This window comes from Ruegeria sp. YTSA064, from assembly GCF_059610325.1.
Window position 1 is genome coordinate 141,458 of sequence record NZ_JBXWNK010000005.1, and the last position, 22,867, is coordinate 164,324.

The 22,867-nt window shown below is 56.1% G+C and carries 27 protein-coding genes; 12 read left to right on the top strand and 15 right to left on the bottom strand.

The window, feature by feature from the left end:
- Position 1 precedes the first annotated feature (1 nt).
- The 3 genes from AC2FI7_RS09230 to AC2FI7_RS09240 form a co-directional block, all read right to left on the bottom strand.
- On the bottom strand, positions 2-757 hold the full coding sequence (locus AC2FI7_RS09230; protein ID WP_480455559.1) for an NAD(P)-binding domain-containing protein: 756 nt from the start codon (positions 755-757) through the stop codon (positions 2-4).
- On the bottom strand, positions 754-1,239 hold the full coding sequence (purE, locus tag AC2FI7_RS09235; RefSeq protein ID WP_010441786.1) for a 5-(carboxyamino)imidazole ribonucleotide mutase: 486 nt from the start codon (positions 1,237-1,239) through the stop codon (positions 754-756). The genes AC2FI7_RS09230 and purE overlap by 4 nt, the downstream gene beginning before the upstream one ends.
- 77 nt (positions 1,240-1,316) lie before the next feature.
- Positions 1,317-1,541, bottom strand: a complete 225-nt coding sequence (locus AC2FI7_RS09240) for a YdcH family protein (protein WP_010441787.1) — start codon at positions 1,539-1,541, stop codon at positions 1,317-1,319.
- 164 nt (positions 1,542-1,705) lie between these two features.
- On the opposite strand from AC2FI7_RS09240, the gene AC2FI7_RS09245 reads away from it, so the two are divergent.
- The 3 genes from AC2FI7_RS09245 (at position 1,706) to AC2FI7_RS09255 (ending at position 3,323) form a co-directional block, all read left to right on the top strand.
- Positions 1,706-2,119: an Hsp20 family protein gene (locus AC2FI7_RS09245; protein WP_010441788.1), complete on the top strand. Its 414-nt coding sequence runs from the start codon at positions 1,706-1,708 to the stop codon at positions 2,117-2,119.
- Positions 2,120-2,124: 5 nt separating this feature from the next.
- Complete coding sequence (locus tag AC2FI7_RS09250; RefSeq protein ID WP_010441789.1) at positions 2,125-2,349, top strand: DUF1150 family protein; 225 nt, start codon at positions 2,125-2,127, stop codon at positions 2,347-2,349.
- Between the two features lie 86 nt (positions 2,350-2,435).
- A complete protein-coding gene (locus tag AC2FI7_RS09255) occupies positions 2,436-3,323 on the top strand; it encodes a PhzF family phenazine biosynthesis protein (RefSeq protein WP_010441790.1) in 888 nt (295 codons plus the stop codon).
- Positions 3,324-3,343: 20 nt separating this feature from the next.
- Here AC2FI7_RS09255 and AC2FI7_RS09260 read toward each other — a convergent pair whose 3' ends face one another.
- The 5 genes from AC2FI7_RS09260 to trxB all read right to left on the bottom strand — a co-directional run bounded on the left by AC2FI7_RS09260 (position 3,344) and on the right by trxB (position 9,393).
- On the bottom strand, positions 3,344-4,186 hold the full coding sequence (locus tag AC2FI7_RS09260; protein ID WP_010441791.1) for a glycosyltransferase family 32 protein: 843 nt from the start codon (positions 4,184-4,186) through the stop codon (positions 3,344-3,346).
- Between the two features lie 136 nt (positions 4,187-4,322).
- Positions 4,323-6,041, bottom strand: coding sequence for a bifunctional sulfate adenylyltransferase/adenylylsulfate kinase (locus tag AC2FI7_RS09265; protein WP_496815821.1), 1,719 nt, complete (start codon positions 6,039-6,041; stop codon positions 4,323-4,325).
- Positions 6,042-6,242: 201 nt separating this feature from the next.
- Positions 6,243-7,898 (bottom strand): adenylate/guanylate cyclase domain-containing protein, encoded by a 1,656-nt coding sequence (locus tag AC2FI7_RS09270; RefSeq protein ID WP_010441793.1) that lies wholly within the window; start codon positions 7,896-7,898, stop codon positions 6,243-6,245.
- 93 nt (positions 7,899-7,991) lie between these two features.
- A complete protein-coding gene (locus tag AC2FI7_RS09275) occupies positions 7,992-8,450 on the bottom strand; it encodes an RES family NAD+ phosphorylase (protein ID WP_010441794.1) in 459 nt (152 codons plus the stop codon).
- Position 8,451: 1 nt separating this feature from the next.
- Positions 8,452-9,393, bottom strand: a complete 942-nt coding sequence (gene trxB / locus AC2FI7_RS09280) for a thioredoxin-disulfide reductase (RefSeq protein WP_010441795.1) — start codon at positions 9,391-9,393, stop codon at positions 8,452-8,454.
- A 227-nt stretch (positions 9,394-9,620) separates the two neighbouring features.
- On the opposite strand from trxB, the gene AC2FI7_RS09285 reads away from it, so the two are divergent.
- A complete protein-coding gene (locus AC2FI7_RS09285) occupies positions 9,621-10,121 on the top strand; it encodes an Lrp/AsnC family transcriptional regulator (protein WP_010441796.1) in 501 nt (166 codons plus the stop codon).
- Between the two features lie 119 nt (positions 10,122-10,240).
- On the opposite strand, the gene AC2FI7_RS09290 is transcribed toward AC2FI7_RS09285, so the two are convergent.
- The 4 genes from AC2FI7_RS09290 to lgt form a co-directional block, all read right to left on the bottom strand.
- Positions 10,241-11,023 carry a Hint domain-containing protein gene (locus AC2FI7_RS09290; RefSeq protein WP_010441797.1) on the bottom strand — a complete coding sequence of 261 codons (783 nt, stop codon included), beginning with the start codon at positions 11,021-11,023 and terminating at the stop codon, positions 10,241-10,243.
- A gap of 725 nt (positions 11,024-11,748) precedes the next feature.
- Complete coding sequence (gene pgeF / locus AC2FI7_RS09295; RefSeq protein ID WP_010441798.1) at positions 11,749-12,507, bottom strand: peptidoglycan editing factor PgeF; 759 nt, start codon at positions 12,505-12,507, stop codon at positions 11,749-11,751.
- Complete coding sequence (locus AC2FI7_RS09300) at positions 12,504-13,571, bottom strand: class I SAM-dependent methyltransferase (RefSeq protein ID WP_010441799.1); 1,068 nt, start codon at positions 13,569-13,571, stop codon at positions 12,504-12,506. Before AC2FI7_RS09300 ends, pgeF begins: the two co-directional genes overlap by 4 nt.
- Positions 13,568-14,455: a prolipoprotein diacylglyceryl transferase gene (gene lgt, locus AC2FI7_RS09305; protein ID WP_010441800.1), complete on the bottom strand. Its 888-nt coding sequence runs from the start codon at positions 14,453-14,455 to the stop codon at positions 13,568-13,570. The genes AC2FI7_RS09300 and lgt overlap by 4 nt, the downstream gene beginning before the upstream one ends.
- Before the next feature lie 97 nt (positions 14,456-14,552).
- Here lgt and AC2FI7_RS09310 point away from each other — a divergent pair, with 97 nt between their 5' ends.
- The 5 genes from AC2FI7_RS09310 to AC2FI7_RS09330 all read left to right on the top strand — a co-directional run bounded on the left by AC2FI7_RS09310 (position 14,553) and on the right by AC2FI7_RS09330 (position 17,746).
- Positions 14,553-14,801 (top strand): accessory factor UbiK family protein, encoded by a 249-nt coding sequence (locus AC2FI7_RS09310; protein ID WP_010441801.1) that lies wholly within the window; start codon positions 14,553-14,555, stop codon positions 14,799-14,801.
- A gap of 314 nt (positions 14,802-15,115) precedes the next feature.
- Entirely contained in the window at positions 15,116-15,616 is a 501-nt protein-coding gene (locus AC2FI7_RS09315) for a type III secretion system chaperone family protein (RefSeq protein ID WP_010441802.1), read from the top strand.
- 33 nt (positions 15,617-15,649) lie between these two features.
- Positions 15,650-16,465 (top strand): pyrroline-5-carboxylate reductase, encoded by an 816-nt coding sequence (gene proC, locus AC2FI7_RS09320; RefSeq protein WP_010441803.1) that lies wholly within the window; start codon positions 15,650-15,652, stop codon positions 16,463-16,465.
- Entirely contained in the window at positions 16,458-16,796 is a 339-nt protein-coding gene (locus AC2FI7_RS09325; RefSeq protein ID WP_010441804.1) for a tRNA-binding protein, read from the top strand. The genes proC and AC2FI7_RS09325 overlap by 8 nt, the downstream gene beginning before the upstream one ends.
- Entirely contained in the window at positions 16,796-17,746 is a 951-nt protein-coding gene (locus tag AC2FI7_RS09330; RefSeq protein WP_010441805.1) for a 2-hydroxyacid dehydrogenase, read from the top strand. Before AC2FI7_RS09325 ends, AC2FI7_RS09330 begins: the two co-directional genes overlap by 1 nt.
- Here AC2FI7_RS09330 and AC2FI7_RS09335 read toward each other — a convergent pair.
- On the bottom strand, positions 17,743-18,321 hold the full coding sequence (locus AC2FI7_RS09335) for a thymidine kinase (RefSeq protein ID WP_010441806.1): 579 nt from the start codon (positions 18,319-18,321) through the stop codon (positions 17,743-17,745). The two genes, AC2FI7_RS09330 and AC2FI7_RS09335, sit on opposite strands and share 4 nt — an antisense overlap.
- 358 nt (positions 18,322-18,679) lie before the next feature.
- On the opposite strand from AC2FI7_RS09335, the gene AC2FI7_RS09340 reads away from it, so the two are divergent.
- A complete protein-coding gene (locus AC2FI7_RS09340; RefSeq protein ID WP_010441808.1) occupies positions 18,680-19,141 on the top strand; it encodes a hypothetical protein in 462 nt (153 codons plus the stop codon).
- 113 nt (positions 19,142-19,254) lie between these two features.
- Here AC2FI7_RS09340 and AC2FI7_RS09345 read toward each other — a convergent pair whose 3' ends face one another.
- Together AC2FI7_RS09345 and AC2FI7_RS09350 are read right to left on the bottom strand one after the other, a co-directional pair.
- Complete coding sequence (locus tag AC2FI7_RS09345) at positions 19,255-19,899, bottom strand: hypothetical protein (protein ID WP_029621981.1); 645 nt, start codon at positions 19,897-19,899, stop codon at positions 19,255-19,257.
- Between the two features lie 187 nt (positions 19,900-20,086).
- On the bottom strand, positions 20,087-21,211 hold the full coding sequence (locus tag AC2FI7_RS09350) for a beta-ketoacyl-ACP synthase III (protein ID WP_010441810.1): 1,125 nt from the start codon (positions 21,209-21,211) through the stop codon (positions 20,087-20,089).
- A 154-nt stretch (positions 21,212-21,365) separates the two neighbouring features.
- Between AC2FI7_RS09350 and AC2FI7_RS09355 the strand changes: the two genes are divergently transcribed.
- Together AC2FI7_RS09355 and AC2FI7_RS09360 are read left to right on the top strand one after the other, a co-directional pair.
- Entirely contained in the window at positions 21,366-21,833 is a 468-nt protein-coding gene (locus AC2FI7_RS09355) for a MarR family winged helix-turn-helix transcriptional regulator (RefSeq protein ID WP_010441811.1), read from the top strand.
- Complete coding sequence (locus tag AC2FI7_RS09360; protein ID WP_010441812.1) at positions 21,830-22,867, top strand: efflux RND transporter periplasmic adaptor subunit; 1,038 nt, start codon at positions 21,830-21,832, stop codon at positions 22,865-22,867. The genes AC2FI7_RS09355 and AC2FI7_RS09360 overlap by 4 nt, the downstream gene beginning before the upstream one ends.

Sequence of the window (22,867 nt, forward strand, 5' to 3'; positions counted from 1 at the left end):
GTTACGTCTCCAATCGTTTGCCAATCGCTGTAAGAGCGCTGCGCAAAGCATCATGCGCGCCCTCGGACTGCAAGGTATCTGTCATCTGAAGGCTTAGCGTGCCTTCGGTCGCAAGTGCGTCGCGCTCTGTAGCCAATTGACCCGCTTGCCCTTTCTGCGTGGCTTCAAGGAAACCTGACATCAGTTGAGTGGTGTAGAACTCGGCACCGTGTTCGTCGCCGGTTTGCTCGGCCAGCCATCCTGCACCGGTTGCCATCAGATCCAGTAGGCCTGGCACCATGGCGCAGATTGCGAAATGGGCGTTCAATGCCGTCTCGTCAGCGACTTTTACCACGGGGTTTTCTGGCTCAAATAACTCGGCCAGCAAGCGATCATTGCCGTAGGCGGCGAGTGGGCATCCTCCGGTCTGCAAAAATCCCAACGGGATGGTCTGCACGAAATTTGATGCTGGAGCGCATAGTGTTGCAAGCTGGGTCTGAGGCACCGCAGCCATCACAGATACGATCTGCTGATCAGAGCGAAAGGTCAGCGGGCTTAGAACGTCTTCTGCAATATGTGGGCGCAGGCAGAGGAACACGATGTCTGAGCCATCAAGTACCTCCTGCGGAGTGCCGACGCCGACTCCAAGCTCTGCCTTCAAGGCCTCGGAAACCTGCGCGTTGCGCTCGGTGACACAAATTTCATGACCTTTTGAAGCCATTAATCGTGCAATCGGCGCCGCGATGTGGCCGGTGCCGATGATGCCGATGCGGCTCATCCCTGCGGTTCCTCGGGAATCGAGGCCGAGAGCGCCTCGCGCCAAGCCTCCAACCGATCCGCCAGTGCCGCATCCTGTAGCGCTAGTATTCCCGCAGCCATCAGCCCCGCATTGGCCCCACCGGCCGAGCCGATCGCCATGGTCGCCACCGGAAAGCCTTTGGGCATCTGCACGATCGAATAGAGCGAATCCACGCCCGACAGTGCGCGTGTCTGCACAGGCACACCAATCACCGGTACGCGGGTTTTTGACGCCATCATGCCGGGCAAATGCGCTGCGCCGCCCGCACCTGCGATAATCACGTTTAAGCCGCGCGAAACAGCGGATTTTCCATAGTCCCAAAGACGGTCTGGCGTGCGATGAGCCGAGACGATGCGTGCCTCATATGCGATACCCAATTCATCCAGAATGTCGGCGGCCTCTTTCATCGTGGGCCAGTCGGACTGGCTGCCCATGATGATCCCTACTTTCACATCGCTCATAGCTACTGTGCCCCTGCCTTCGGAAAGAGCGCGCACTATAGCCAAATCCACTTATGTGGCAATGCGGTACACGCGCTTCAGGCGATGATATCTGGGGTTAAACGGTCTTCGATCAGACGAATAATGTCTTTCAGGCGCAGTTTCTGCTTTTTCAGTCGTTTGATCGTCAGCTGGTCCGAGGTTCCCTTGGCCTGCAGAGCTTCAATTGCCTCGTCCAGATCGCGGTGCTGGCGGCGAAAAACCTCCAACTCAACACGCAGGACTTCATCGGTTTTCATCGAAAGATCGGTGGGCGCGTTCATTGGCGACTCAGTAGCTCATGTGGTGCTTTACACACAAGATAGTGTGTCAGGCTTTATCCGGCCAGACCTTGTGGACATCCCTGTATCTTCCCATATTCTATAATACGCGGTTGCCAGAACGGGGCCGCACAAAACGTCGCTTTGACAAAGAAGGACGAAAATACGTGTCGAAACTTACCTTAGGCTCATACCCGCATCTTTTGGGGTTCGAGCAGTTGGAACGCCTTCTGGAACGGTCTGCAAAGGCCGGAAATGAAGGGTACCCGCCCTATAATATCGAACAGACCTCGGATTTTTCCTATCGCATCACACTGGCAGTGGCCGGTTTCGCGGAAGAGGACCTGTCGATTACCATCGAAGATCGCCAACTGGTGATCCGGGGCCGTCAACGCGACGACAGTGAAGGGCGCATTTTCCTGCATCGCGGCATCGCGGCCCGTCAATTCCAGCGAATGTTTGTGCTGGCAGATGGTGTCGAAGTGGGCGAGGCGATCATGGAGAACGGTCTGCTGCATGTGGATCTGACCCGCGCCGTGCCAGAAACCGTGGTTCAGACAATCAACATCAAGAAGGGGTAAGAGCAATGAACACACCGATTGAGATAAACACCGAAGGCAACCGGATTGTCTATGTGAAGGCGGTCGATGTGGCCGATTTGCCGCGCGACGTGCGCGAGCAGGCAGGCGACTTGGATCAGCTTTATGCGGTTCACGATTCCGATGGTCAGCAACTGGCTTTGGTGGCCGACCGCAAACTGGCCTTTGTGCTTGCACGGGAGCATGATCTTTCGCCCGTGGCCGTTCACTGAACCGGCTCCGCACTCTGCTGAAATGACGTGACATTTGCCTCGACTACGGTGATCTTGCCGCAGTCGGCAAAGCAGGAGTGTGCATCATGAGCTGGTATGATTTTGACTGGGTGGACGCATTTAGTGATCGGGCCTTTGGCGGTAACGGCTGCTCAGTCGTGCATGGCGGGGCCAGCCTGACGGATGAGGTTTGCATGTCTTACGTGCGCGAAACCTCATTGGTTGAATGCACCTTCACAGGGCCATCAGATGTTGCCGACGTCCGAGTCCGATATTTTCTTGCCAGCCGGGAAATCCCGTTTGCTGGGCATCCGACAATCGCAACCGTTGCGGCAATGCGTTCGCGTGACCTGTTCGAAGGCGACGCGCTGACGCTGGAAACCGGGGCAGGGATCGTATCGATCGATCTTAATGGCGATGAAATTGAGATGACGCAGGTCGCTCCGCAATTTGGTGATCAGGTGCCGGCCGAATTGGTTGCTGCTGCTATCGGGTTGCCTGAGGCTGCAATTGTCTCTCCACCTCAATTCGTTTCGACCGGGCTGCCGTTCTGCATCACGGTTTTGCGCGATCACGCAGCGCTGCGTGCGGCTAAGCTTGACGTGGATTCGCTTGGAAGAATTGCTGAAAGGGCTGGATTCTCGGGGTCCGACATGGCCGAGCCGTTTCTGGTCACGCTCGATGGCGCAACGGCGGAAGGTGATACATTTTCGCGCCTTTTGATGGCGCCGCCAAGTCCTTCTGAAGACCCGTTTACGGGTTCGGCGACTGGCGCGATGGCGGCCTATCTGTGGAAATATGATTTGATGAAGAAGGACTGTTTTATCGCTGAGCAGGGGCACGATATGGGGCGGCCCGGCCAGGCGCGCGTTACGAAGGTTGGGCCCTCCCAAGCCATGACTGGAATCAAAGTTGCCGGGCGCGGCCATGTGCTGATGCGTGGGCAGGTGGACCTGCCTGACGGGGTGTCATAGCGCATTGGGTCTGTCGCAGCTTACTGCTTCATCCAATCTGCCTGAATGATTGGTCGCGAAGCCGGATCAATCGAATGCCTTTCGCAGATCCTTTCCAGATATGACCCTCTCTGCGGCAGGCCTGCATTTTGACTTGCGAGCCATTTCTTTTGATGGCCGTAGATATGAACTGAATAGGTCCGCTCACCCTCAAACTTTGTCAGCGCGATGTTCGGGGCGTGCAGTTTCCAAAGCTCTTGCCGTTCAAGTGGATAAAACGCATCTGGCGGTTTTGCTTGGCGATCCTCACCCGTCTTGTTCATGAAATGAGTCAGCGCCTTGGGGTCGGAACATCCCCAGGGCAGCGTCTCGATCCCCCATGTTTCTCCACGCATGGAACGATCGCGGTTCTTTCGGTGCAAGCGTGGTCCACGCCATGGTTGAGTTGGGTTTTCGGCCGCCACAAATTCCAACATCTGCGTCAGTGCCTGTGACTCACTCGGCAGCCGGAGAACCTCGTTGGGAAGTGATCCAGAGGAAGTGGATCCAAAGACATAAGGGCCTTCGAACTCAAATGGCCTGACGCAGTACGCGTCCATATCAACCCAGATAGAACTGGTTTTCCGCATCAGATGCAGCCGGAAGATGTCTGAGAAAACTGCGATCCGATGTCTGTCGTTATTCTCAAGATCGAACGGAGCAGGCCAGAGTATGTCAGATGCAGGGCGAATTACGGCACCGTCTGGTACACCATCGATCTGTTCGGCGGTGTATAGAACGAACTCGTGACCGTTATCGAGATAGGATTGGATGCAAAGCGCCTCGATCCAGGATAAATTCGAACCGTACCAGAAGCCGGCGATAGTTGGCAGAGGCTGCGCCATTCAGTGACCTGACCACACCCGATCATTCGATTGCTCAATCTATATTCGGTTTTCACCAGATCAGGCAACGTGGGGTGTTTCAGACGAATGTGGCAGCCTCCGAATGACGGAGGCTGCCGTGACTTTTACGAGGTGCTCAACCGGCAGCGATCAATCCCATGCTTTCCAGTTTCAGCAGAACCTGATGGGCGCAGTTATCGACTTCGACATTCTCGGTCTCGACGCTAAGCTCAGGGTTTTCAGGTACATCGTAAGGGTCAGAAATTCCTGTAAATTCCTTGATTTTCCCCTCCCGTGCGAGTTTATAAAGGCCTTTACGATCGCGGCGCTCGCATTCCTCAATGCTGGTGGCCACATGTACCTCGCAGAACGCACCGAATTGTTCGATCTCTTCGCGCACGGCGCGCCGGGTGGTGGCATAAGGTGCAATCGGCGCACAGATGGCGATACCGCCGTTTTTGGTGATCTCGCTGGCCACATAACCGATGCGGCGGATGTTCAGGTCGCGGTGCTCTTTTGAGAAGCCCAGCTCAGAGGACAGGTTCTTTCGCACGATATCCCCGTCAAGCAGGGTGACAGGACGGTCCCCGGTCTCCATCAGTTTGACCATCAAAGCATTGGCAATTGTGGATTTGCCTGAGCCCGAGAAGCCCGTGAAGAACACTGTGAAACCCTGTTGAGACCGCGGCGGGAAACGATTGCGCAATTCCTGTACAACTTCGGGAAACGAAAACCATTCCGGAATCTCCAGCCCTTCGCGCAAACGTCGGCGCAGTTCCGTGCCCGAGATGTTCAGGATCGTGACGTTGTCCTTGTCCAGAATCTCGTCATTCGGCTCGTATTGGGCGCGTTCCTGCACGTAAACCATATGTTTGAAGTCGACCATCTCGACGCCGATCTCGTCCTGATATTTTCGGAACAGGTCCTGCGCGTCGTAGGGGCCATAGAAATCTTCACCAGCCGAGTTTTTGCCCGGACCGGCGTGGTCGCGACCAACGATGAAATGGGTGCAACCGTGATTTGCGCGGATCAACCCGTGCCAGACTGCCTCGCGCGGGCCAGCCATGCGCATCGCAAGGTTCAGTAGCGACATCGAGGTTGTTGAGGCCGGATATTTGTCCAGCACGGCTTCGTAGCAACGCACGCGGGTGAAATGATCCACGTCACCCGGTTTGGTCATGCCAACCACGGGATGGATCAGCAAGTTGGCCTGTGCCTCTTTCGCCGCGCGGAAGGTCAATTCCTGATGCGCACGGTGCAAAGGGTTGCGTGTTTGGAACGCGACGATCCGACGCCAGCCAACTTTGCGGAAGTACGCCCGCAATTCGTTTGGCGTGTCGCGACGGGCTTTGAAGTCATAGTGAACTGGCTGCTGGATGCCAGTGATAGGGCCACCCAAATAAACCTTGCCTGCCACGTTGTGCAGGTAGTTCACCGCCGGATGGGCATCATCATCCGCACCAAAGACCTTCTCGGCCTCGCGTGCCTTGTCCGGCGTCCAGCGGTCGGTCACTGTCATGGTGCCCAGAATGACGCCTTCCTGATCACGCAGGGCAATGTCCTGACCCAGTTCGATGGTCGCCGCAAATTCCTCATCAACGTCCAGCGTGATCGGCATTGGCCACAGCGTCCCATTGGCCAGGCGCATGTTTTCGACCACGTTGTCGTAGTCGGCTTCGCTCAGGAAACCTTTGAGCGGGTTGAACCCGCCATTCATAAGCAGTTCCAAGTCGCAGATCTGTCGGGGGCTTAGGTCCCAACTGGTTAGGTCGGCTGCTTCGACCTTCAGTTTTTGTGCGGATTCGTAAGAAACGTATAATTCAGGGATCGGGGCCAGATTGCTTAGCATCGTCATAGGAAATCTCTTATCGCAGTGTAGTTTTCTGTTGTTACAGAGGTGTTAGTGAGGCATTTGCCCCGACCTCGGTGCGATGTCCATAGACCGGTAGAAACAAAGGAGGATATGCGCGGTTTTTTCCCGAAATGGAACGATTTTCTGTTTTTTTGTTTCAGGTTATTGAAAAAATCCCGCTGCTCAAAGACATTAGGCGCATTCTCAGGCAATCTGTTCCAGGGGCGTGGTTTGCGATTCAAGGTAGGCTGCGTGTCTGACGGGCAGGGCGGGGACAGGTTCAGAGACACCCCGCAGGCTGAATTCCCGCAGATCGCGCGGATCACATTGCAACCCCGCCGCGTCCAGAACCTTGTCCGATACAAGAAGTTCGACCCCCAGCGCTTTGGTTTCGGCCTCTAGTCGGCTGGCAACATTTACCGCGTCTCCTATGATGGTGCGCGGCGCGTGTTTCGCGGCACCAATTTCGCCCAATACAAGATCACCAAGATGCAGGCCCATGCCAATACGTACGGGCTGGCTGCCTTCTGCTTCAAGCTGTTGATTGAAACGCTCCAATGCCCGCCCGATCCCAGCCGCCGCCCTTAGACCGGCACTTGCTGAACTTGCGGCATTGGCTGTTTCGAACATCGCCAACAGACCGTCGCCCATATATTTATCAACCACTCCGCCCTGCGCGGTGATCGCGGGAACGATTGCGTCGAAGAAACGATTCAACAGAAACACGATGTCATACGGCAATTGCCCGGTCGTGCGGGCGGTGAATCCGCGCATGTCCAGAAACAAAACTGCCAATTGCCGCTCTTGCCCCTGACTGGCATGCGCACGATCGCGCGCACCGTCCGGGCGAAAAACGCGAAACACGGTGAGCGGGTCGGTCGGCCGCATCTGACAGGCAAGGCGGGTACCTTTGGGCGCGCTGACGGCTTTCAGACTGCGGGCTTCGACTTCGGTAGGCGGGTGCAACTGATCGGCGCCTTCTTCAACCACAACACGACAGGTCGTGCAGCGCCCCTTGCCACCGCATAGCGCAGTATGGGGAATGCCGTTTGCGCGCGACATCTCCAAAAGGGTCATGCCTTTTTCTGACACGACTTCGGGACCGTTGACATAGCGTACCCTCACCGAATGCCGCCGCCGCCAAAGCTTGCGCCCGAGATAGACCATTCCGGTCAGCGCCAGCGCGGCCCAGAATACCCACTGCGCATAATCTTTGACTGCAAACAGGGCCTGAAACTCGTCTTGCGAGGGCCAGTTATAGTGTTCGATATACTGTTCTCGCAGATCGGGGTCAGCAAAATCGGCCCAGATACGCCGCCCCTCGGTAAGAAGACCGGCGAAGGCAAAGCCCGGTACAAAGACGGCGATGCCGATCAGATATGGAACCAGCGCGCGCCACCATGTGGTCAGCCGCAGCCACATATGCAGCCCGATACACCCGTGAATCCACACCAGCAGCAGCAATAGGCTTTGGAACCAGATCGCGGTGCTGGGCCACATCAGGATGATGATGTACCCCATTTCATCATTCACCCCGAAAATCTCATGCGCATAGCGGGTCTGGACCAGATGAGAGACTAGCTGCAGCGGGATCAACAGGCCAAGAATAACCTGAAGCGCGACGCTGAAAGGCATCCTGAGCGTACGGCGCTGCGCAAGCGAGACCAGCGCGAGACCCATGTGCATCAGCAATGCGCCATATATCACGATGCTGCCGATCTCATGGCGGTTGACAGCTTTGCGCCCGCCCTGCATCCCGTGCAGCAGGTCGGTGTGAAACAGACCGAGGCCGATATTGATGAAGTGAAAGAACGCAAAGACAAACAGCACGAGGCCGCTTGCGATTCTGAGCCGGCTCATCCATCCGCCGCGCCAAAGTGCGTTATCCAAAAGCTTACCTGTTCGTCGCGTTGCTTGAAACGATCCTGATACGGCGGTGTGCGCCGGTCAAGGTTACCTTTCGGGACGCCAATCGTTAGGCGTGCTAGCCGGCTGTATCAAATTGACCCCAGTACTGAACAACACGAGATGGCTAAGTTCGGTCCGCGAACGCGAACTGTACAACAGCCCGTCCGCGCCAACTGCGCGTGCTTCATCCGAAAATCGCCAAGTTGGGGAAGGGGTGCCGTTGTCCCGCAGGTCTTGCCAGACAATCGAGACATCGGCGCGCCCCCGCAAGTCCATCAAATGCGCTGCGGAAACCTGAAACTGTTGAATTACACGCGGTGGATCGCATGGCGAGACATAACGCCGTATGGCGATCCCAGCTCCTTCTGCGCTTAGTGAAGCATACAGGGCGAATTGGCCGGAATGATGAAACCGGCCTTCGGGTGCGCGGGCAGGTGCCAATGGGATGCCCAATTGGCTGCGGAACAGAATTCTCCAGACCGGGCCGGAGAACTCTGTGATCATTCTAGTCGTTCTCCGCCAGGAACCGCTCGGCGTCCAGCGCAGCCATGCAACCCATGCCAGCGCTCGTTACAGCCTGACGATACACATGATCGGTCAAGTCCCCGGCTGCGAAGACGCCCGGAACCGAGGTCTCGGTCGTGCCCGGTTTGGTAATGACGTAGCCCCCCATGTGGGTTTCCAAGGTGTCTTTAACCAGTTCATTCGCCGGGGCGTGACCGATAGCGACAAACACGCCTTTGCACGGGATTTCGGTGATCTCTCCGGTTTTGACGTTCTTGACCTTGACGCCTTCGACGCCCAGCGGAGCATCGGTGCCAACGACCTCGTCCAATTCATGGAACCACAGCGGCTCGATCTTTTCGTTCTTGAGCAGCCGGTCCTGCAGAATCTTCTCGGCGCGCAGCTCATCGCGGCGGTGGATCAGCGTGACTTTGCTGGCAAAATTGGTCAGGAACAGCGACTCTTCCACCGCGGTGTTCCCACCTCCGATTACCACAATTTCCTGCCCACGATAGAAGAAACCGTCACAGGTGGCACAGGCCGAGACGCCAAAGCCTTTGAATTTTTCCTCGGATGGCAGGCCGAGCCATTTGGCCCTCGCGCCTGTGGCCAGGATTACTGCATCGGCAGTATAAACTGTGCCGCTGTCACCCTTGGCCGTGAAGGGGCGCTGGCTGAGGTCCAGATCGTTGATGATGTCACCGATGACCTCGCATCCCATGGCCTTGGCGTGATCCTGCATCCGCACCATCAGATCCGGCCCTTGCACCTCGGTGTCACCGGGCCAGTTCTCGACTTCGGTAGTAGTGGTCAGTTGCCCTCCAGGCTCGATCCCCTGCACCAGAATCGGCTCCAGCATGGCGCGGCTTGCATAGACGCCAGCAGTGTATCCGGCCGGTCCCGATCCGATGATCAAAACCTTTGTGTGTCGTGTTTCAGCCATGGTATCCCCACTCGATCTGCCTTTTAGGGCAATTTTCCAATCCGGATCGATATAGCGACCACAACGCAGAGCTTAAAGCCCTTTCATATTGCAAGCTCGTGATGCGACTGATGACAGGATGATCGGGCGAACATACATTTGAGATAACGAAAATTGCTCAGTCGTGAAATATTATTGCGCCCACCGGGGCTGCTGATATAACAACCGGAAAAATTTAGGAGCATTCGATGGTCGCGACCCGATTGGATGAAATCGACCGCAAGATTCTTGCGGAGCTGCAGGCCGACGGCCGAATGACCAATGTTGAACTTGCCAAACGCGTTGGAATATCGGCTCCACCCTGTCTGCGACGGGTGCGGACATTGGAGGATTCGGGCTATATCCATGGTTACCATGCGGATGTGAACGCCCGCGAACTTGGATTCGAGGTGCAGGTTTTTGCGATGGTCGGGTTGGAAAGCCAGGCTGAATCCGAACTCAGTGCCTTTGAAGACCGTTGCCGCGAATGGCCTTTAGTCCGTGAATGCCACATGCTGAACGGCGAAGTGGATTTCATCCTGAAATGCGTTGCACCGGATCTCAGCAGTTTTCAGCAATTTCTTACGGGCGAGTTGCTAACGACGCCAAACGTTGCCAGCGTGAAAACCTCGCTCGTTATCCGAGGCGCAAAAGACGAGCCAGGCGTACCATTTGACGTACTGGAAGACCGGATGAACCAGACGGCCTGACCCTGATGCCAGATTGATCCACCGCGCATGGTGACAGCACCGCTGCCACAGCCAGGGATAGTGCCCAAATTACTAATATCTGCATGATGCCTCTACACTTGCAGTAATCGTTAACCATTTCACGCTGTTAAGGCGTCAATTTCACCATCTCCGGCCCTTGGCAAGAGCAATGGGCCAAAATCGTTCAGTGATTCGATATGTGAGAATAGATTCAGATAGATCGATCGCAAAGAGTGGCTGATCATCCGTACGGCGTTAACGCCGGGATGGTAGGTTTCGAATTGCAGACCATCAACCCGGATGACCGAATGTCGCGCGACGCAGATATGGAACAACTCGACCGGAGTCGGCGGTAGTGTTTCAATTACGCTCGTACCGTCTTGGAACTCATTCACGGGTGTCAGCATAGGTTGGCCGGCATGCAAATGGCGCATATGCGCTGGTGTCGCGAGCAGGCGTGCTGCGGGACCAGCGATAACGCCCGACATTGGTTTCTGCATTCCAAAGGTGTCGGCCATAATTCGGGTCAGCGGACGGGTCCGTCCACGCGAATCTTCGCGCCCCGGGATTAGTGTTACAGACCCCTTCCAAAGCACCGTTTCGGATGATCCGTCCTGAGTAAGAACATCATCACCGGGCATCAGGTCTTCAATGGCCATTGGACCATGCGTTGTCTCGACCAACGAGCCACGTGTAAAGGCGCAAAACGCATCTTCGAACATCGGTAAGGCCGGTGCGATATGCCTTGTCTGTGAAACATCCCCATTTTCCAGCAGGCAAGAAACTTCGTACCTTCGAAGTTGGGCCTTAGGTTTTGTTGACGGCCCAGGCACATCGCGCAACAGCGCTGACGTCTCGACCGCGTTTCTGGCAGCTTGTGCCAGAGAATTTGGAATAGCCATATATTCCGTCTCCTCTAAATACCGTCCGGGCATTTTGAACCCCCGTGCAACTGCGCCAAACGGCAATGTTCTTTGTCTTTAATCAAAGGGATAAACACCGGTCGATGCTGCACGTGCGCAGCGCCGCGAAAAGTAAACACCAATGTTCATGGTCAATTTCATGACCCCCCAGACAAACTCGTAAACTGCAGGCTTCAATTGCCCGCACGCACACGCTCCGAAACATGGTCGCAATCTCGATCGCGACCCCACATACCGAACCGGAGCATTACCCGGTATGTGGCTTGCCCGTTGAGACCGGCAGCTGGTCCCATGGGGTTGCTTGTCAGCGTCTGGCCGCCAGGCGGCGCGCGACTCTGACAGAGTGACTAGAAACCCGCTTCCAGGGCATTTCTGGTTCCTGATCCTTAATGGCCGTAAGCACGGCATTCAGAAAGCGCGATTTCATTCTCATATTCATCATCCTGCTTCGTTGGGGCGAAACGCCCGGTTCCTGTATGTCGACCAAATGTGATGCGGCTTTGCGGCACCGATAAGGCTGATCCGGGATGAATTCAGGACAATAAGAAGGTTTTAGTTACCTCTTGGCTACGTACGCCAACGCTCAGTTGCCCCAATTTCGGGTAACCGTCTGAGCATTGGTGAAAATTTGAGACGATTCTGTGACAGATAAACACAATAAATGTGGCAGAATCTGGGCGAAGTTGCCTTAATTCGGGCTAGATCTACAGCCTGATCGCTGAAATCAACCTGCCGTAATCGACCTCATTGGCGTGGGTTGAACGCCGATAGGAATAAAATCTATCAGGGTCAGAATACGTGCAGTGCTTAATCCATTCAGCTTGTCCAACACCGGCCTGACGCAAACGGTGCAGGCCAAACGCGGGTAAGTCAAAGTGCAGGCGGTCGCCTTCGCCATTTGCGAAGAAACGCGTGTTTTCCGATGAGTCAGCGACAAAGCTGTCCAGAAATTCCGGGCCAACTTCGTATGCACGTTGTGAAATGGTTGGACCAATAACCGCTGCAGTGTTTGCCCGTGTGGCCCCCAATCCCTCCATCGCATCAAGAGTTGCCTCTAGAACGCCGTCTAACGCTCCGCGCCAACCCGCGTGCGCCGCACCGATCACTTTCGCGTCAGAATCAGCCAATAGAACTGGCTGGCAATCCGCCGTCAATATCGTCAGGGCGAGGCCTGGCGTCGCCGTAACAACTGCGTCTGCTTTGGGCTTCTCGCCATTAATTGGTCCGTCCACGGTGATTACGGTCGGAGAATGCACCTGATGCACGCCGATCAAGCCCTCTGGGGTGACTTCCATGGCCTGGGCAACGCGCCAACGATTCAAGGCTACGGCCTCGGCCAGATCAGTCGATCCGGTTCCGCAATTGAGACCGGCATAAATACCGGACGAGGCGCCGCCACGACGACTGAAGAACCCGTGTCGTACAGGGGACAGAATATCAGATGTGAGGATTTCCAATGTCATGGTTCCAGTCCCGGTGGCGGTGCAGCGTGTTGCGGATATAGGCCCAGTACTTTGAATAGGTTTCCCATTTCATCCGGGTGCGTCAACCGTCGATGTGCGGATATCAGCGCCTCAAGCTGTGACCCGCTGAGCCGGGCAGCAAGAGATTGAGCACGCGCGGTGATCCCTAGTCGTTCAAGAAACACCCCTTGCGGTGTCAACCTTGAATGGACACAGCCCGCAGCGCGCGCCGCAATCGCCAATGCCTCAAAGTCGACATGCGCTGTCAGGTCAGCCTGGCCGGGTTGGTTCAATGGGTCGACTGTTTTATGTGTCTGCAAGGCTTGCAAAGTGTCTCCAAGAGATCGCCAGTCGCCATAATCGATGATGAGCCCAGCCCCGCCATTCCGTGAAATCTGCCCCGCGACGCTGCTCAGAATGGAGGATGCAGCAGCGCATAACTCGACCAGATCGCCATCCTGTGTATCCTGTAATCGTTCGTTCAGTGCAGCCTGAGGGGTCTGCGCGCCAAGTCCGAATGCAAGTGAAGTGCCGTCACCCCCGACCAATCGCTCGCGCCAACCTTCGCCGTCACGCAGGAACTGACGTACGGGAAGAGCATCGAAGAATTCGTTTGCCACCAGATACAGCGGAAGATCAGGTAGATCAGAAATGGCCTCGACCCATTGGGGTTTATAGCTCTGCAGGGTTTTGGACTGGATGCTGCGCAAGACCGGAGAGGCCTCGAACAGCATAACCTCGATCGCGTTATGAAATCCGGGAACACCTTTTGTCGCGCGCAAGATGTCTGCCATTAGCGTGCCACGACCGGGGCCAAGCTCTGCCAGTGCGACGCGTTCGGGTTTGCCCTGATCAAGCCAGCATTGCGCTAGACACAAACCGATCAACTCGCCGAACATTTGGCTGATTTCCGGAGCAGTGATGAAATCACCTTGGGCGCCCAGCGGGTCGCGGGTCGCGTAATAGCCATGCTCGGGATGCATCAGGCATTCGGTCATGTAGTCGGCGACGGTCATGGGGCCATCATTTTGAATGCGGAGGAGCAGAAGATCCTTCAGATTCATGATCTACGCCGCGCCCGCAGCGCAAACCAAAGGCCAAGTGCAATCATCGGCAATGATAAAAGCTGCCCCATGGTCAAGCCGTACCCACCCACATGCCATGCAAGCCCCAGCGGGTTGCCGGGTGTGATAAATTGGGCGTCCGGCTGGCGAAAGAACTCGACCAGGAACCGCGAAGCGCCGTAGCCTGCAAGAAACACGCCCATAATCAGACCGGGTTTCTGAAACGCGCCACGCCGATAGGCCAACCAGATCAGGAGTGCACCAAGAAGCAGCCCCTCAAGTGCTGCTTCATACAGCTGCGAAGGATGGCGGGCGCACATTCCGGCCACAACGCCGGGACAATCCTGTGCCGCGCTGCCGGGAAAGATCACCGCCCATGGCAGCTCACTGGGCCGCCCCCAAAGTTCGGCATTGCTGAAATTCGCGAGCCGCCCCAGCAGTAACCCGGGTGGCACCGTGTGGGCGACCAGATCGGCTAGCGAGAGAAGCGGAATCTTGTTGCGCTTACCGTACAGATAGCTGGCGATGATCACGCCCAGCAGGCCGCCATGAAACGCCATGCCGCCTTGCCAGACCATCAGGATTTCCAGCGGGTGCGATAGGTAGTAGGCGGGCTGATAGAAAAGGACGAAACCCAAACGGCCCCCGAGGATGACACCCAGAATGATCCAGGTGACCAAATCCTCAAGCTGGTCGGGACGCATCGGGGGTGTCTCGTCTGTCCAAAGCCCAGGTCGCCGCAGCGCCATCAGCGCCACGCGCCAAGCAATCAGAATGCCAACGATATAGGCCAGCGCATACCAGCGCAGCGCAAACTCCATCCCGAACACAGAGATCGAGAAAACGTCGGGTGACAGATCGGGAAAATTCAGTACAGCCTGCATGTGCGTCTCATTGCCCGGGGTTTACGGGGCAAGTCAACCTTGAGCCCGGGCCATTCTTTACCCATATAGAGAGCAATCGTGAAATCGGAGAAAGCCCATGCAAACCCGTAACAAGATTCTGGACGATATGTCTCAACTCATGACCAACGCCATGGGCGTGGCGCAAGGGGCGCGGGAAGAAGCTGAAAATGCGATGAAGTCGATGATGGATCGCTGGCTGGCTGATCGCGACTTTGTCACCCGGGAAGAGTTTGATGCCGTGCGGGCCATGGCGCAAAAAGCGCGCGAAGAAAATGCCGCGCTTGAACAGCGTATTGCCGCACTTGAAGCGAAGCTGGACAAGTAAGTCCGACTGAATCGCAAATTTCAGGCAAAGATGATCAGCCGCGCAATCCAGACTTGGATTGTGCGGTGTTGTGTATGATGCCGCCTTGCAGAAAATAATCAAGACAAAGCTGCGTGAGACGCCAATATTTTGATCGGCGTTGCCAACTGTCCACAACTTATTGCTGTTATCCCCAATAATTAGGGTTGCCAGAACCCGGCGTGCGTCGCACCATATTTAGTACAGACAGACTGGGGAAGCCCGGCTTGTAGAGCAGGCAACTAGCGCTGGGGCGCTGCCAGCCCCAAATTGCTAGAGATTAGTGAGGTGGCATTATGGCCCTTTCCGAGCAGTATCTCGAAGAAGACCTTCATCCGATCGACATTGTTGAACATCTTGCAGAACATCACGACTGGGATTTTGACCGGATCGGGGATGATCAGATTGCCATGGCTGTTGAAGGACAGTGGCGCACATACTCGATCACACTGGCCTGGTCGAATTACGACGAAACGCTGCGCATGGTGTGTTCGTTCGAGATGGAGCCTCCAGCCGAGCGTGAAACCGAGCTTTATGAACTGCTGAACAAGATGAATGATCAGTGTTGGGCCGGGGCGTTTACCTACTGGGCCAATCAAAAATTGATGGTCTATCGCTATGGCTTGGTACTGGCCGGTGGTCAGACCGCCAGCCCGGAACAAATCGATACCATGATCACCGCAGCGGTACTGAGCGCCGAGCGCTACTACCCCGCGATCCAACTGGTGACCTGGGGCAACCGTGATCCCGAAGAGGCAATGCAAGTCGCCATTGCAGAGGCTTACGGCCGCGCGTAAAGCTTTGCCCCAAACCATAGGGGAGGGGCAATCATGAATATCTCACGCGTTGCCGAACAGGGGTTGGTGCTTCTGGGATGCGGCAAGATGGGTTCAGCGATGCTTGCGGGTTGGTTGGAACATGGCCTGCCCGCAGCATCGGTTTGGGTGATCGATCCTTATCCCTCTGACTGGCTGAAGGCGCAGGGCGTCAACATAAACACGCCCCTTCCCGAATCCCCCGCGGTAGTTTTGGTGGCCGTTAAGCCGCAAATGATGGGTGAGGCTTTGCCTGCCATTCAGGCGCTGGGCGGTGGCGATAGTCTGTTCATTTCGGTCGCTGCCGGCACATCTTTGGCCACTTTCGAAAACGTTCTGGGTGCGGACACACCCATCATCCGAGCAATGCCAAACACACCTGCAGCGGTTCGGCAGGGGATTACGGCGCTGATTGGTAATTCGGAAGCCTCGGATGCCGATATTGTATTGGCCGAGGGATTGCTTTCGGCGATTGGCGAAACGGTGCGCCTTGATGATGAGACGCAGATGGATGCCGTCACTGGCGTTAGTGGCTCAGGTCCGGCCTATGTTTTCCACTTAATTGAAACGCTGGCACAAGCAGGTGAAGCACATGGCTTGCCGCCTGAGCTGGCGATGAAGTTGGCCAAATCAACCGTAGCCGGGGCAGGGGCGTTGGCGATGGCCGCAGATGAGCATCCCTCGCAATTGCGGGTCAATGTAACCTCGCCCAATGGCACCACGCAGGCAGCGCTTGAGGTGCTTATGCACGAAGAGGAAGGGTTCCCAGACCTGCTGCATCGTGCCGTCAAAGCCGCAACCAACCGATCCAAGGAGCTGTCTCGTGAGTGAGATCACATTTGACGAATTTCTCAAAGTCGACATTCGTGTTGGCGAGGTCGTCCGTGCTGAACCATATCCAGAGGCTCGCAAGCCCGCGATCAAGATGTGGATCGACTTTGGTGATGAGATAGGTGAGCGCAAGACGTCTGCCCAGATCACCGCCCATTACGACCCGTTGACTCTGGTGGGCAAGCAAGTGATGGCTGTTGTGAACTTCCCGCCGCGTCAGATCGGCAAGTTCATGTCCGAGGTTCTGGTGCTGGGTCTTCCGGACGAAAACGGAGAGATCGTCCTGATCGGGCCGGACGGAGAGGTTCCTACCGGGGGGCGGATGCACTAATGAAATTGCTGATTGCCCGCCCAATGACTGAGGCTGTCGAAGCCCGCGCCCGAGCAGAGTTCGACGTCGAAATTCGTGAGGCGACCTCGCCTCTAACACAAGACGAGATGGTGCGCGCGCTGACCGAATTTGATGTCGTTATCCCCACGCTCGGAGATCAGTTTTCGGCACAGGTGTTTGCCCAAACGTCTGAGCCACGCTGTAAACTGCTGGCAAATTTCGGCGTTGGCTACAATCATATTGATGTGGACGCTGCGCGGACAGCAGGCCTTTCGGTAACCAACACGCCCGGCGCTGTTACAGATGCCACGGCAGACATTGCCATGACTCTGCTGTTGGCTACCGCGCGCCGTGCGGGTGAGGGGGAGCGTCTGGTTAGATCAGGCGGCTGGGAAGGATGGCACCCGACGCAAATGCTGGGCCATCATGTAAGCGGTAAGAAGGTGGGTATCGTGGGTATGGGGCGGATTGGGCAGGCGATTGCTCAACGCTGTCATTTTGGATTTGGCATGAGCGTCGCGTATCAATCGCGTAGCCCAAAGCAGGTGGATTTCCCAACTGAGTACTTTCCCAATCTCGACGCATTGGCGGCGTCTGTAGATTTTCTTGTATTAGCCGTTCCCGGCGGGACTGAAACGCGCCATCTGGTTAACGCCGAAGTGCTGGAGGCGATGAAACCCGATGGATTTCTGGTCAACATCGCACGCGGTGAAGTCATAGATGAGACAGCGTTAATTGCTGCTTTGCGAGAAGGGCAGATCGCTGGTGCCGGATTGGACGTTTACGAATTCGAACCCGAAGTTCCACTTACTTTGCGTGAGATGCAGAATGTGACGCTGTTGCCGCATCTGGGTACGGCAACGGAAGAGGTGCGCACCGATATGGGCCATATGGCGCTGGACAATGTGGCGGCATTTGTTGCCGGGCGAGCCTTGCCCAACCCGGTCTAGTCGCCGACAACCTCGCGCCAGTGTTTGCGGCAGAGCGAAACATAGGTCTCGTTCCCGCCGATCTGGACTTGGGCCCCTTCGGTGATGGCGTTCCCGTTCTCATCCTGACGAATCACCATGGTCGCCTTGCGGCCGCATTCGCAGATGGTTCGCACTTCGCGCATCTCGTCAGCTAATGCCAGAAGTGTGGCAGATCCCGGAAAGAGCTTGCCCTGAAAATCCACCCGCAATCCGTATGTCAGCACCGGAACCTTCAGGTCGTCTACAGCACGCGCAAGCTGCCAGACCTGTTCTTCCGACAGAAACTGGGCCTCATCAATGAACACGCAGGCAATCTGCCCCTGTTTCAGACGGTTTTCGATCATGGCAAACACATCGTCGGCGGGGTGAAATTTATCCGCCTGTTCGGAAATTCCGATTCGCGAGGCGATCTGCCCCTCACCCGCGCGCCCATCGATGGCAGCGGTCATAAGATAGGTATCCATACCGCGTTCACGGTAGTTGTGCGAGGCCTGCAGTAACACGGTCGATTTGCCCGCGTTCATGGTCGAATAGTTGAAATAGAGCTTTGCCATGCCGTGGGTCTAATTCGCCTGATCGGTCTGGGCAAGCGGTCTCATGTACGGCGAAAGCGACGCCGCCATTACAGCAGCAGAGGCCGAGCAGTTGCTCTTGGGGATGGATAACCTCGCGCCCGCAACAGCGGCGTCTTCGGCCTATAGTTGGCCTATTTACTTTGCAAAGCGGTAATATTGCCCTGCAATCACTCTTTACCGGCACGAACGGCCGCCACTCACTCACAAAATCCCTGCATATCTGAGGGATAGTCAATTTATGGCATTTCAATTATGACTCGAATATGGGAAATTTCCCCACCCTTTCCCCCGGCACGGACAGGCGGGGGACAGGAACGCAGGTAACAAGGGTAGCAACATGGCAGATATCGGGGCCTATCTGAAAAAGCATACCGAGGCATTGGTAAAGGATGTCGGGATCGAAGCCGCGTGCGAGATCACTGGTAAATCCAAAGCCACCCTGGGAAGATATTATTCAGACAATGCCGAACACGTTGACCGCTTCATGCCTGTGGATGCTGTTGCGCAGTTGGAAAACGCCGCAGCTTACCCGCATGTCACCTCGGCACTGGCCGATTTGCAGGGTATCACCCTGTCTTATAACGGTCGGAATTCAGAAGGCCCTCGTACCGGTGGCGTGAATTCTGACGTCATTGCATTAAGCCAACGCTTTGCGATGCTGATGACCGAATATCAGACCGCAATCGAAGATGGCATCATCACCGTCAACGAGGCAAAGCGCTTGCTGAAAGAGACCAGCATGCTGCAGCAGGTGCTCATCGAGATGAAGCTGCACCTTGAAGAAGAAAGCGTCAGCTGACACATCCGCACTTGTTGGTGCCAAGTCTCTGCATGGATTTGCACTGATTTCTTGTTGAAGAAGGCGGCACGCAGGCCGCCTTTCTTCGTATTGGAGAAGGACAGCCCCTTCAATCAGCCTTCGTCGTTGTTGGCATTCTTTCCACGCCCGGGGCTGGCACCTTCTGAGCCATTCCCACCACCGTTGTTGCCTTTGGCCCCGCCCTTTCCGGGCTTATCACCGCCATGGCCACCTTTGCCACCGCCCTTACCGGGTTTGTCGCCACCCTTGCCGGGCTTGTCACCGCCATCACCGGGGTTGCTGCCTCCATCGCCAGGGTTGTCTCCTCCATCTCCGGGTTCGCCCCCGCCGTTTCCAGGCGTATCTCCTTCGCCAGCTCCCGTGCCTCCGCCTGCATTTGGTCCTGTGTCTTCATCTTTTTCAGCTACGGCAGACCTTAAATTCGGATCACTGCTGCGATCCTCTCCAGTCGATGCGCCGGTGATAGACGCCGTTGGAAGATCGACAAGCAAATTGGTTAGCCCTGGGCATAGCGCTGACGTGTTCTGCAAGATATCCGGCAGGTCCGAGCGTTTTTGCAGATGTTTGATAAAACCGGGCGTGACATGTGAGCAGTCGCAAAGCGATCCATAGTCACCGCTATTCGCGGCGCTGCGCGCTGTGTTGACTGTACAGACCTGAGCCTCGGCAACAGCCGCGCTGCTGGACATGACTCCGATGAATGGCGCAGCAACCAGCGCGACCATCTCAGTTTTCATCGATTTTCCCATACCTTAGGGCTCCCATCAATACTCCACTCGGATGCCCGGGGCACCCGTGTATGAAGTGTTGATCGAAGATGAAGGATCGGTGGGGCTTATCTGAAGAAATTTTCAAGCAACAATTTCGGGCTGAAACGATGCAGGCCGAAAGGAACGGGTAGGCAAAGAAATGAATATATGCCGTTTATTGGTGCCGCTTCACAATCACCGATCCTACGGAATACCCAGCGCCAAATGAGCAGATTAGCCCCACATCGCCGTCACTCAGATCATCGGAGTGTTTTGAAAAAGCAATGATCGATCCTGCCGAGGATGTGTTGGCATAGTCTTGCAGAATATTAGGTTGCTCTTCCGCCTCAGGTTCACGGCCCAGAACCTTTTTGCCGATGAAATCATTCATAGTCTTGTTGGCCTGATGCAGCCAAAGACGCTTGAGGTTATCGCTGCTGATACCCTCGGCCTCCATATGGTCGCTGATATGTTTGCTGACCATAGGCAGCACTTCCTTGAACACTTTACGCCCGTTCTGCATAAACTGCATGTCGCGGCGATCCTGAACCCCATCTGGACGAGAGCGGCGAAGGAAGCCGTTATTGTTCCGGATGTTGTTGGAAAATGATGTAGCGCAGCGGGTCGAGATGATCTCGAAATGCGGGCCATTTGCATTGTCACGGCGTTCGACCAATGTTGCTGTGGCCACATCACCAAAGATGAAGTGGCAATCCCGGTCGCGCCACTCCAGATGGCCCGAGCAAATCTCGGGGTTCACCACCAGCGCCGCACGTACCGATCCCGAACGCACCATATCAGCCGCTGCCTGTATGCCGAAGGTGGCCGAGGAACAGGCCACGTTCATGTCAAACCCGAACCCTTCGATCCCAAGTGCCTGTTGAATCTCGATTGCAATCGCCGGGTAGGCGCGTTCGTGGTTCGAGGCGGCGCAGATCACCAGATCGACATGCTCGGCATCGCGCCCTGCCTGAGCTAGGGCCTTGCGGCACGCATCCACGGCCATCTCGGTCATGATCCCAGGTTCGTCGTCGCTGCGCTGGCGCAGCGCGGGATGCATGATCTCGGGGTTCAGAACGCCGGTCTTATCCATCACATACCGGTTTTCAATCCCCGATGCTTTGACGATGAATTCTTCCGAGGAATGCTGCATCGGTTCCATCTCTCCCGCTGCAATCGCATCCGCATTTTCGGCGTTCATCCGGTCAGCATAGGCATTGAATGCTTTCACCAGTTCGGCGTTGGTGATGATGTTCTCGGGCGTATAGACGCCGGTACCGGTGATGGCAGGAGTGTACATGGCTGATCCTGAGTTCATGATCTGCACAAAATGCAGTCCCCACTGGTTTTGATCAAGATGTGTTGACCCAAGGGAATGCACACGCGGCCGCTTCAGAACTTGAATAGTTCATTATTCGAAGTATATTTCGCCGCGATTCGGATGGAAGAGACCCATGTCTGACGAAATCAGCACCCGACTAGGCCGCCTCAGCCCTGAGATTCAGGCGATGATGGGGGTCTATGCGCTTTATTGGAAACTGGAAGAGAGCTTTGATTGCATCGAAACGGACCTGAGCCATCAGGAATGTCATATGCTGATCAAGCTGGATGCGCCCAAACGTATGGGGGTGTTGGCGGCAGATATGCTGACCGTTCCGTCTACGATCACTGCGACTGCGGACGCGTTAGAACAGGCAGGCTATCTGACCCGTCAGCGTGACCCGGAAGATCGCCGCGCCTGGCTTTTGGTCCTGACCGAACAAGGCGAAGAGGCCCGCAATATGCTGGTGGCCGTGGCCGGAGAACTGTTTCGCAGCGCCTCTGGCCTGAACGCCGAAGAAACCGCTGAATTTGCCCGACTGGCGCGCAAAATCCGCGATAATATTCTGAAAACCGGAATTCCCGAGGGATTGAAGAAATGAAACTCCTGACCTCTGTTTGCCTCGCACTGTCCTTGTTGACTGCCCCAGCTATGGCGCAAGAGCCTGCAAAGCCTGTGAAACTGATGCAGGTCAGCGAAACTTCACCCGGCTTTTCGCGCCAGTTCTTTGGTCGGATCGCCGCGCGTCAGACCGTTGATCTGGCATTTCAGGTCGCGGGGCAGATCGTCGAGATGCCTGTGACCGAAGGTTTTGTTATCCCCAAAGGTGAACTGATTGCCCGTCTCGATCAGGAACCGTTTGAGCTGCAGTTTGACCGCACGCGCCTGCAGAAAGATCAGGCGGACCGCACCCTTGCCCGTCTGTCTCGACTGCGTGGAACGGCAGCCAGCCAAGTGGCTGTTGACGATGCCGAAACAGCGGCGCAATTGGCTGCGATTGCCGTACGGGACGCCGAGTACGCGTTAGAGCACGCAACTCTGACGGCTCCCTTTGACGCGCTGGTCTCAAGCCGCGCTGTTGAAGCGTTTACGACTGTTTCAGCGGGCACCCCCATCGTGCGACTCCACGATATGTCTGAACTGCGGATTGAGGTTGATGTGCCTGAAATCCTGTTTCAGCGCTCCGGGCAGCAGGATGATATCACGATTACCGCCAAGTTCCCGGTCAGCGACGAGATTTTTCCGCTGGAGATACGAGAATTCGATGCCGAATCCTCAAGCGTGGGCCAGACGTTCCGCATCCAGTTTGGTTTGACCCCGCCAGAGGGGTTGCAAATTCTACCCGGCTCCTCCGTCACGGTTACGGTGCAGGTGCAGGATGAGCGTACCGGGATCATCATCCCACCAACGGCTATAGTAGCTGATGCCAGCGGCGCGCTGGGCGTTATGGTTTTCTCGCCGGTTGGCGCCGACGAAGGCACGGTCCGCCGGGTTCCAGTTACGATCGAACCAACGCAGAGCGGCGATGTCCGCGTGCTCACCGGCCTGACCGATGGCGAAGAAATCGTCGTCGCGGGTGGGGGTGCATTGACCGAAGGTCAAACCGTCCGCCGCTTTGTCGGCTTCTCGAACTGA

Excerpts from the sequence above, each read along its gene's own strand:
- AC2FI7_RS09230 (WP_480455559.1), bottom strand. The coding sequence starts at position 757 with ATGAGCCGCATCGGCATCATCGGCACCGGCCACATCGCGGCGCCGATT.
- purE (WP_010441786.1), bottom strand. The coding sequence starts at position 1,239 with ATGAGCGATGTGAAAGTAGGGATCATCATGGGCAGCCAGTCCGACTGG.
- AC2FI7_RS09240 (WP_010441787.1), bottom strand. The coding sequence starts at position 1,541 with ATGAACGCGCCCACCGATCTTTCGATGAAAACCGATGAAGTCCTGCGT.
- AC2FI7_RS09250 (WP_010441789.1), top strand. The coding sequence starts at position 2,125 with ATGAACACACCGATTGAGATAAACACCGAAGGCAACCGGATTGTCTAT.
- AC2FI7_RS09255 (WP_010441790.1), top strand. The coding sequence starts at position 2,436 with ATGAGCTGGTATGATTTTGACTGGGTGGACGCATTTAGTGATCGGGCC.
- AC2FI7_RS09260 (WP_010441791.1), bottom strand. The coding sequence starts at position 4,186 with ATGGCGCAGCCTCTGCCAACTATCGCCGGCTTCTGGTACGGTTCGAAT.
- AC2FI7_RS09265 (WP_496815821.1), bottom strand. The coding sequence starts at position 6,041 with ATGACGATGCTAAGCAATCTGGCCCCGATCCCTGAATTATACGTTTCT.
- AC2FI7_RS09270 (WP_010441793.1), bottom strand. The coding sequence starts at position 7,898 with ATGAGCCGGCTCAGAATCGCAAGCGGCCTCGTGCTGTTTGTCTTTGCG.
- AC2FI7_RS09275 (WP_010441794.1), bottom strand. The coding sequence starts at position 8,450 with ATGATCACAGAGTTCTCCGGCCCGGTCTGGAGAATTCTGTTCCGCAGC.
- trxB (WP_010441795.1), bottom strand. The coding sequence starts at position 9,393 with ATGGCTGAAACACGACACACAAAGGTTTTGATCATCGGATCGGGACCG.
- AC2FI7_RS09285 (WP_010441796.1), top strand. The coding sequence starts at position 9,621 with ATGGTCGCGACCCGATTGGATGAAATCGACCGCAAGATTCTTGCGGAG.
- AC2FI7_RS09290 (WP_010441797.1), bottom strand. The coding sequence starts at position 11,023 with ATGGCTATTCCAAATTCTCTGGCACAAGCTGCCAGAAACGCGGTCGAG.
- pgeF (WP_010441798.1), bottom strand. The coding sequence starts at position 12,507 with ATGACATTGGAAATCCTCACATCTGATATTCTGTCCCCTGTACGACAC.
- AC2FI7_RS09300 (WP_010441799.1), bottom strand. The coding sequence starts at position 13,571 with ATGAATCTGAAGGATCTTCTGCTCCTCCGCATTCAAAATGATGGCCCC.
- lgt (WP_010441800.1), bottom strand. The coding sequence starts at position 14,455 with ATGCAGGCTGTACTGAATTTTCCCGATCTGTCACCCGACGTTTTCTCG.
- AC2FI7_RS09310 (WP_010441801.1), top strand. The coding sequence starts at position 14,553 with ATGCAAACCCGTAACAAGATTCTGGACGATATGTCTCAACTCATGACC.
- AC2FI7_RS09315 (WP_010441802.1), top strand. The coding sequence starts at position 15,116 with ATGGCCCTTTCCGAGCAGTATCTCGAAGAAGACCTTCATCCGATCGAC.
- proC (WP_010441803.1), top strand. The coding sequence starts at position 15,650 with ATGAATATCTCACGCGTTGCCGAACAGGGGTTGGTGCTTCTGGGATGC.
- AC2FI7_RS09330 (WP_010441805.1), top strand. The coding sequence starts at position 16,796 with ATGAAATTGCTGATTGCCCGCCCAATGACTGAGGCTGTCGAAGCCCGC.
- AC2FI7_RS09335 (WP_010441806.1), bottom strand. The coding sequence starts at position 18,321 with ATGGCAAAGCTCTATTTCAACTATTCGACCATGAACGCGGGCAAATCG.
- AC2FI7_RS09340 (WP_010441808.1), top strand. The coding sequence starts at position 18,680 with ATGGCAGATATCGGGGCCTATCTGAAAAAGCATACCGAGGCATTGGTA.
- AC2FI7_RS09345 (WP_029621981.1), bottom strand. The coding sequence starts at position 19,899 with ATGAAAACTGAGATGGTCGCGCTGGTTGCTGCGCCATTCATCGGAGTC.
- AC2FI7_RS09350 (WP_010441810.1), bottom strand. The coding sequence starts at position 21,211 with ATGTACACTCCTGCCATCACCGGTACCGGCGTCTATACGCCCGAGAAC.
- AC2FI7_RS09355 (WP_010441811.1), top strand. The coding sequence starts at position 21,366 with ATGTCTGACGAAATCAGCACCCGACTAGGCCGCCTCAGCCCTGAGATT.
- AC2FI7_RS09360 (WP_010441812.1), top strand. The coding sequence starts at position 21,830 with ATGAAACTCCTGACCTCTGTTTGCCTCGCACTGTCCTTGTTGACTGCC.